At 67.6% G+C, this 747-nt stretch carries 1 protein-coding gene; it reads right to left on the reverse strand.

The annotated features are described in order from the left end of the window. A partial coding sequence (locus KVP70_RS33100; protein ID WP_229225262.1) for a condensation domain-containing protein occupies nucleotides 1-747 on the reverse strand: 747 nt, incomplete at both ends.

Genomic DNA, 747 nt, shown 5'->3' on the forward strand with positions numbered 1-747 from the left:
TCAGCGGCGCCCTGCGCCACACCACCTGTACCGGTTCGGCCAGGCCATCCCACAGCACCGCGGTGCGCAGGATGTCGTGGCGATCGACCACCGTCTGCAAGGTCGACAGGAAGCCGTCCAGGCGCGCCCGCGTATCGAACTCGATCAAGGTCGGCATGATGTAGGCATCGCCCTCGCTTTGCATCATGTGGTGGAACAGTATCCCTTCCTGCAAGGGCGCCAATGGATAGATGTCCTGGATGTTGGCGGCGCCACCCGGCACCGCCGCGACAATGCCATCGATCTGCTGCTGGCTCAGTTGCACCAGCGGCAGCATGTCCGGCGTGATCGCCGCGCAACCGTCGGCAATGCCGTTGGCCGGCACCACCACATCGCCCGAGCCGCCGCCGGCGGCCAGCGCCGCGATGGTCGGCGTGCCGAACAAGCTGCGCACGTCGGTCTGCACCCCGGCCCGGCGCATGCGCTCGATCAGCGCCACCGCCAGCAGCGAGTGGCCACCCAGTTCGAAGAAGTTATCGTGACGGCCAACCTGCTCCAATTTCAGCAGATCGGCCCAGATCGCCGCCAGCGTTGTTTCGGTCTCGCCCTGCGGCGCCTCGTAGCCGCGCGCGGCGTAGGCATCGCCGTCCGGCGCCGGCAGCGCCTTGCGATCGAGCTTGCCGTTCGGCGTCAGCGGGAAAGCGTCCAGCACCACGTATGCGCCAGGCAGCATGAACTCCGACAGCGTGCGCGCCAATTCGGCGCGCA

This window comes from Duganella violaceipulchra (assembly GCF_019166075.1).
Classification (GTDB): Bacteria; Pseudomonadota; Gammaproteobacteria; order Burkholderiales; family Burkholderiaceae_D; genus Rugamonas; species Rugamonas violaceipulchra.